The organism is Belnapia moabensis DSM 16746, from assembly GCF_000745835.1.
GTDB lineage: Bacteria > Pseudomonadota > Alphaproteobacteria > Acetobacterales > Acetobacteraceae > Belnapia > Belnapia moabensis.
The window spans coordinates 1-7,085 of the sequence record NZ_JQKB01000149.1 but is presented as its reverse complement, the minus strand read 5'-3'; the positions used below and the strand labels follow the sequence as shown (position 1 = coordinate 7,085).

Here is a 7,085-nt window from a genome sequence, read left to right as displayed (position 1 = left end):
CTTGGCGGTCTGCCCGGCCAGCGCCTTGACCTCGGAGGCGACGACGGCAAAGCCCTTGCCGGCATCGCCGGCGCGCGCCGCCTCGATCGTGGCGTTCAGCGCCAGCAGGTTGGTCTGGCTGGCGATGTCGCTGATCAGCCGCACCACCTCGCCGATGCGCTGGGCGCCGTCGGAGAGCTCGCGCACGGTGGCATCCGTCCGCCGGGCGTCGTCCGCCGCGCGGCCGGCCACCTTGGCCGACTGCGCCACCTGGCGGGAGATCTCGGCGACCGAGGCCGAGAGCTCCTCGGCGGCGGCTGCCACCGTCTGCACATTGCCGCTGGCCTGCTCGGCCGCCGCCGCGACCGCCCCCGCCTGGGCGCTGGCCTGGCCGGCGCTGCCCGACATCACCGTCGAGGTCGCCTGCAGCTCGGTCGCTGCCGAGGCCAGGGTGCCCGAGAGCTGCCCCACCGCACCCTCAAACCCGCGCGTCAGCGCCTCCAGCCGCACCGCACGCTGCACCTGCACCTCCTGCTGCCGCGCCTGCTCCGCCGCCAGCCGGTCGGCCTCCTGCAGCCCGGTGCGGCACTCCTCCACCGCCCGGGTCATGTCGCCGACCTCGTCCGCGCCTCCCGCCGGCAGTGCAAAGCCATAGTCATGGCGCGCCAGCTGGCGCATGGCGCCGGCCACCTGCACCACCCGCCGGACGATAGCGGCGTTCAGCCACAGCACCGAGGCCAGCGCCATGACCGCGGCGAACAGGGTGACCAAGCCAATCATCCACACCGCCCGGCGGAAGGTGGCATCGGCTTCTTCGGTTGCCTCCACACTCCGTCGTTCGTTGAAGCTCTGGTCTGCCGCCACCGCCTCGCGGAACTTGTTGAAGGTGATCAGGAGCTCTTTGTTGAAAAAGCTGGAGGCAGCGGCGATGTCACCCGTGCGTGTCAGGTCATCGAAGCGGCTGTCCAGGGCTCGGTAATCCCGCCAGGTACTCTGGACGGCATCTGCCAAGCGCCGCTCCTCAGCGGAGGAAACCAGCGGGTCATAGACGCGCCAGCTTTGCTCAAAGCGGGCTAGGGCTGCTGTCTTGCGCTGCGCGACATCGGCCCGCACCGCATCATCCGGCGCTGTGATTTGGCTGGCTTGGGTCAGGCGGTAGCGGGTCGCGTTATCATTGATATGGGCAATGGCTTTGATCGATGGCAGCAAGTTGCGCCCCACCTCCCCAGCGGCCGCATTGACGTGGCTCAGTTGCTGGACGGCAACGCCGCCGCTTCCTGCCAAGACCAGGAAGAGAGCACCGAAGGTGCCAACAAGCTTCGTCCGGACGCTCAGGTTACCCAGGAATGTCATGTCGAATCCGTTCATGGTGCCGGAGGCCCCTCCCCCGCGCGTCAAGCTGCCGGACCTTACTCACACGCTCATGAACGCTCCGCTAATTTCCGGGCGGCGTGTGCCGCAATCGGCGTTGCTGCGCCCAGCTTAGGCGGCCTACAGGTCGACCGGAGAGGCTGGTGCCTGCGCTGTCAGCGATCCGCCCGTGGCGGGCTGCAGCCAGCCTTGGCAAACAGCCAGCAGGCGCAGCGGCAGGAAGACTGGGCCGAGAGACATCCGGCAACCGAGTCTCTCCTTATCTCCATCAACCAGGCTCAGACCCTCGATTGGGACCGCACGCGTGGGCCGCTCGGACCGCGGCTCCCAATACCTGGTCGTAGCATCCGCCATAGGCTTGGCTGACAGTCCGCTCAGCCACCGGATCGTCGACGTTCAGTCCAGGCGTCTGGGCCCGGTGTGAGGCGCTCCGACAGTCGGGCGGTGCCCCTGCTGGTCCTCGTCGGAGCGGCGGTGCTCCGCCATCATCCCGGCGCCTGTTGCCGCCAGCACGGCAGGCGGCGAGGCTCAGCGTGAGCCAGGCTGTCTTGGCAGCCTGGCTCGAGCACATCGGTGTCCCGCAGGTCCGGAGCGGGTCAGCGGACCGGCGCGGTCACCTCGCTGCAGCTGGCGCGAGGATGGATCAGTCTCGCGCCGCGCGTTGGTACTGCGGGGCGTTCAACGCCCGTCAGCCCAACCACTCGTAGACGCGGACGAAATCGACCGAAATGTCGAGATGCCGAGGAGCATCCACGCCGGGCGAGCCGCCATACCAGGTTTCGTTTGGCGCCCCGACATGGCCCTGCAGGCCGACCGTCATCTTCTGCTGCGGGATGTTGTCGGTGTAGGTTTTCATCACCTGGCCATCCACCGTCATGGTCAGCCGGTCAGGTGTCCATTCCAGTCCATAGACATGCCACTGTGTCAGGTCGATGTCGAAGTTGTGGCTGATGTAGGTGTCGCCACCGGTCACCGGGTCTGCCCAATGATTGGTGAACATGCCATTGCCCTTGGGGGTCTCCAGAATGTCGACTTCCGGCGGCCAGACGCCATTCGCTGCGGGCCACAGCAGGAAGCACGGACCGGCTCCCCAGACCTCCTCGCTGACCTTGGCCATAATCTCGACCTTGCCGTAAGTAAAAGCAAAGCCGGGGTTCCATTGGTTCGGCGTTGTCGAAAGGCCGCCCGTTGTCCACATGCCGTCCGCCTGCTTGGTCAGCCCAATGTTCAGGTTCCCGTCCGCGACGCTGACTTCTTTGTTGTCCCAGCGGAACGCACCATTCCAGTAGGTCGAGCCGCCGTAGCCGATTGGCCACTTGGTCGGATCAACCCGGGTACCGCTGAACTCGTCCTGAAACAGCAGACCGCCAAACTGGCCCGAGCCGGTGGACGGCGCATAGCTCCAGGAGGGGTCCACGAGGGTCTGCATCGGCACGTCCGTGACGCCAGCCAGCAATACGCCATCAGCAGTGTTCGAACTGTGATGCACCAAGGTGCCCGTGACGCCGCCAATCGTGGTCGCTTCTGACCAGACCACATAGGTGCCGTCGGTTGCCAGCGAAAGACGATCTTCTCCAGGCTTGAAATCGGTGATCACGTCGAAGCCGTCGCCTGGACTGAACTTGAACACATCGGCACCTGTACCGCCGGTCAGCTGGTCGTTGCCAGCACCGCCGATGATGGTGTCATTGCCACCGGCACCACTGATCGTATCAGCACCAAGCTTGCCCATCAGCGTGTCGGCGGCAGCGGTGCCGGTCAGGGTGAGGTTGGCCGAGGGCGGCGGTGCCTCGAAGAAGGAGAAGGCCTTGATGCCGGTTGCGGTCAGGTCGAGGGCAGAATCCACCACGTCTTGTCCATTGTAGGTGGCGCCTTCGAGATAAAGGTTGCGGTCGGCGGCCAGCGACCCGCCCCAGCCATCATTGAGGAAGTTCACTTCCACCTTGTGCGTGCCGGCGGCCCAATCCCCCTTCAGGGTCAGCGTATCGAACTGGCCAGAGCCCTTCAGGGCTGAGGCGGTGAAGGTGCCGCCGATCTGCACGCCGTCCACCAGCACTTTGTACTGGGCACTGCCCTGCCAGGCCTGCTGCGTCAGCTTCAGGATCAGGGTGTCTGGTCCCGTGCCGGCGGTGAGATTGATGGGAGGAAAGGGCGGCGGCGGCGGACCCTCTGTGAAGGCAAAGCTTTTCGCGCCCGTTGCAGCCAAGTCGAGAGCCGCTCCGGTCACGGCTTGGCCGTTATAGGTGGCGCTGCTGAGATAAAGGTTGCGGTCGGTGGCGACCGATCCGCCCCAGCCATCGTTAAGGAAGTTTACTTCGACTTTGTGGGAACCCGCGGCCCAGTCGCCCTTCAGGGTCAGCGTGTCGAACTGGCCTGAGCTGCGAAGGGCGGAGGCGGTGAAGGTGCCGCCAATCTGCACGCCGTCCACCTTGACGATGTACTTGGCGCTGCCTTGCCAGGCATCCTGGTTCAACTTCAGAACAAGGCTGTCCGGCCCGGTTCCCGCGGTGAGGGTCAGGGGCGCAAAGGCCCCGGCCAGAGCTTTGGCCGGGTCCAGCAGCCACTCCAGCTTGGCGCCCCAAAGGTTTGGGATGAACACCGTATCGGTGGCTGCGGCATTATAGACAACGCGGGTGCCATAAACGCCGTTGATCGTTGTCTCCTGCAGCCAGGGATTGTAGCTGCCGCTGGCGATCGACAGTCGGTCGATGCCCAGCTGAAAGTCGGAGATGGTGTCCGCTCCGCCTCCAACGCTGAACACATAAGTGTCGGCACCAAGGCCGCCGGTGAGCAGGTCGGCGCCTGCGCCGCCGGTGAGAGTGTCGGAGTCGGCGGATCCCTGGAGCGTGTCCTTGCCGGACGTACCTGTGATGACGGGCATGGGTCTCTCGTTGCTCGCGGCTGAGGGTGTTCTCAACTCGCCCAAACAACTACAAGTTGAGGAACCCCTCAAGTAGGTTGCGACCCGGAAATGAGCTGTTTACAGTCACATATCCGTGCAAGAGCAGAACTGTCACGAATACGAACTTAATGCGGGAGATCGGGAGCCGTTCTCTCGCAATCGGCTTGGCTTCGCGTGGTGTTGCCCCCGCCAAGCGCCCACGTTCGGCGACCTGGATGCGGATTGCGCTGGTCTCCGACCCTGGCCGAGGCGGAGGTACCTGTGGGGATGCGGGTTCGTGGCCAAGTCGCATCCCCTGGCTGGAGAGCGGCCCCGCAATTCCGTGCGCGGCGCCGCCGCTGGCCTGCCGGAGGCGGTGGTCCGCAGCACCGGCGAGATCGCGCGCGCCGCGCTGAACCGGCTGCTCACCGCCCGGGTGCGGTTTGGCGTCGTGCGGGCCGATACTGGCGACGGCGCGAGCGCGGTCTTTTGACAGGGTTTGCGCGGACGGGGTGTGACCTGGGCGGTCGGCATTCCGCGGCACCAGAAGGTCGATGGCCCTGACGTGGTGCGCGTCGCGCCTGGCGGCCGCAAGCGCCGCCCGATGCCGGATTACGAGCCCGAGGATGCCGATGCGGTGCTGGCTGGGCTACTCTGGCGCCGCGTGACCTGGCGGTGCGGTACGAGGGGCCCGCCCGCTGTGCCGCCACCCGCATCCAGAACCGCGATGGCGCGGTGCCGGTCACCCTCTGGCATCTGCCCGCCGACGAGGTCTGGCGGGTGGGCGAGTGGCGCCCAAGCGGCGAGCGCCAATACTGCCGCAGCAATTTGCCGTCCCGGACCACGCCCCGGGCCCTAGCCCTCTCCAGCCAGCATCGTGCAGCACATCTCTCGCCGCGTCGGGAAGCAACATCGATGCAGCCTGGATGCCTCCCGATCGATGTCGGCTCATCCGGACCAGCGGAGCCCCCACTATGGCCCGAGCAGTGTCCCTATCCCAGGACGTAGGCCAAGGATGGCCTCAGTTGGGCGTCGCGGTCCGCCGCCTCGGTCCGCGGGGCCCGTCCATTGGTGCTGGAGATCACGCCAGCCAGCGCGGCAGTCAGGTCCTCGCACCCGAAAGGCTTCACGAGGCGGGCGGTCGGACCACCCAGCCCTCGGAGGTCAGCCTCTGGCGCCGCCTTTCCGAAGCCCGTCACCACCACTGCCGGTAGCTTGGGGTTGGCTCTGCGGAGTTCGTGCAGAACAGACCGGCCGTCGATGCCGTGCCCGGGGTGGATCTCGATAACAACCGCGGCGAGCTGCTCCGTGGCACCGGCCCAGGCCAGCGCCTCTTCGCCGCTGTGGGTCAGAGCGACCTCATAACCAGCAGCGCGCAAGGTATCTTCGATCATCATGGCAACGAGCATTTGGCCCTCAACCACCAAGATCATCGGCCCTGCTGGGAGATCTGCTCCGTCAGTGTGGGGATGGCCTGAATGCGCCTGGCCTGGCATCTGCGGCAGCCCTCGGAGCGGCGCCAATCGGCGCGATGCGGAAGATTTGCGCCGCATCATATCAACCGGGTGTTTTGCGGGCAGGTCGAAACTGAATGATTGTGGCTCAAACTGCCAGGGTGGCACCCCTGTCGCCATCCCCCCTTTAGCTGACCTGCCTCTCTGGAACTGGCCCGCTGGCTATGATCGGCGCCGGGTCCATGCCGCCAGCAAGCAGGGCGTGGCCACAACCCTGCCGGCAACGATCACCCAAGCTGCGGCAGTGGAGGAACGCTCGCCCAGAGTATGTCATCACCCCCCAGGCCGCTCGCTCCCGGGCAAGCGGGGCCTGTCGCTGAGGGGACCCTTGGCAACTCGCCTCACCCTTGGCGGTGTCGACGCGTGTTCTGGGCCTTGGCTAGGTCAGGACGATACCGGCGGCCGTAGTGGCCATCGCCGCGCAGGGTGATGTGGGTGTTCGGCCAGTGGCGCCGGAGCTGCCGGACCAAGCGGCGCAGATGGCTCCGGATCTCCTGGCCCGATGGTGTTTTGCCCGGCCGCAGCAGCACCATCACCGGGCGGGAGGTCGCGGTGTCGTAGACGTGGATCGGCAGAAAGCAGCGCTCGTCGTAGTGGGCGTTGAACAGCGACAGCTGCTGGCGCCCGTGCACCACGTCGGCCGTGTCATCGATGTCCAGCGTCACGGCGGCGGGCGGCCGGGGGTAGCTGGCGCAGTAGAGGTCAACCATGGCCCACGTCAGCCGGATCACCTCGCGCAGGGAGGGCGCGTTCTCCCAGCGCGACATGGTCGGCTGCGAGCACAGGTCCCGCCCTGGATCGGGCAGGCGGCCGCAGACCAGCTTGAAGCCGGGATCCCGACGCAGGTGGTCGAGGTCGCCAGCATCCTCGTAGCCACAGGCGATCGCCAGGATCCGCGCTCGCAGGATATCAGCCAGCGAGTGGACCACCCGCGACGGGTCGCGCGGGTCGGAGATCAGCGCCGCCAGCCGATCGCAGATACCAAGCTGGCGCTCGGCTGCAGCCAGCAGCAGCACGCCGCCATCCAAGGTCAGCCGCCCGCCATCGAAGGCGGCGACCACTTTCTTGCGGCCGATCGCTGGAAAGCCGAAGGCTCGGTCGCATTGTCATCCATGGCGGGTGTGGCAAGGCCTGGCGGTGCTGCGGGTTGGTCTCGACACCCAAGTCAGTAAACGCAATCAGCAGCTTACGCCACGCCCGCCAGCCTCCCCGTATACCCGTGGTGAATACGAACGGCTAGCAGGTCCGTCTCGGAAACGGGCGGCTTCTGACCACACTAGGATGGGCATGCGGCGGACCCGGAGCATTCTGCGGCGGCCCGGCGGGCGGTGCAGAGCGAG

At 66.5% G+C, this 7,085-nt stretch carries 4 protein-coding genes and 2 pseudogenes; 2 read left to right on the top strand and 4 right to left on the bottom strand.

Translation table 11 applies throughout. The features are described 5' to 3' along the window. Together EP26_RS28775 and EP26_RS32655 are read right to left on the bottom strand one after the other, a co-directional pair. On the bottom strand, positions 1-1,332 hold a 1,332-nt coding region (locus tag EP26_RS28775), incomplete at its 3' end, for a methyl-accepting chemotaxis protein (protein ID WP_043344461.1). Between the two features lie 706 nt (positions 1,333-2,038). Further along, a complete protein-coding gene (locus EP26_RS32655) occupies positions 2,039-4,231 on the bottom strand; it encodes a carbohydrate-binding domain-containing protein (protein WP_052389818.1) in 2,193 nt (730 codons plus the stop codon). 298 nt (positions 4,232-4,529) lie between these two features. On the opposite strand from EP26_RS32655, the gene EP26_RS28765 reads away from it, so the two are divergent. Further along, a complete protein-coding gene (locus EP26_RS28765) occupies positions 4,530-4,724 on the top strand; it encodes a hypothetical protein (protein WP_043344458.1) in 195 nt (64 codons plus the stop codon). 3 nt (positions 4,725-4,727) lie between these two features. Then, positions 4,728-5,089: pseudogene (locus EP26_RS39065) on the top strand (IS701 family transposase); the annotation flags it as partial. Positions 5,090-5,223: 134 nt separating this feature from the next. On the opposite strand, the gene EP26_RS28760 reads toward EP26_RS39065, so the two are convergent. Then, positions 5,224-5,664, bottom strand: coding sequence for a response regulator (locus EP26_RS28760; protein ID WP_043344456.1), 441 nt, complete (start codon positions 5,662-5,664; stop codon positions 5,224-5,226). A gap of 479 nt (positions 5,665-6,143) precedes the next feature. Next, positions 6,144-6,859: pseudogene (locus EP26_RS28755) on the bottom strand (IS1380 family transposase); the annotation flags it as partial. Between the last annotated feature and the right edge of the window lie 226 nt (positions 6,860-7,085).

Coding starts and splice junctions, on each gene's coding strand:
- EP26_RS32655 (WP_052389818.1), bottom strand. CDS start 4,231: ATGCCCGTCATCACAGGTACGTCCGGCAAGGACACGCTCCAGGGATCC.
- EP26_RS28760 (WP_043344456.1), bottom strand. CDS start 5,664: ATGATCTTGGTGGTTGAGGGCCAAATGCTCGTTGCCATGATGATCGAA.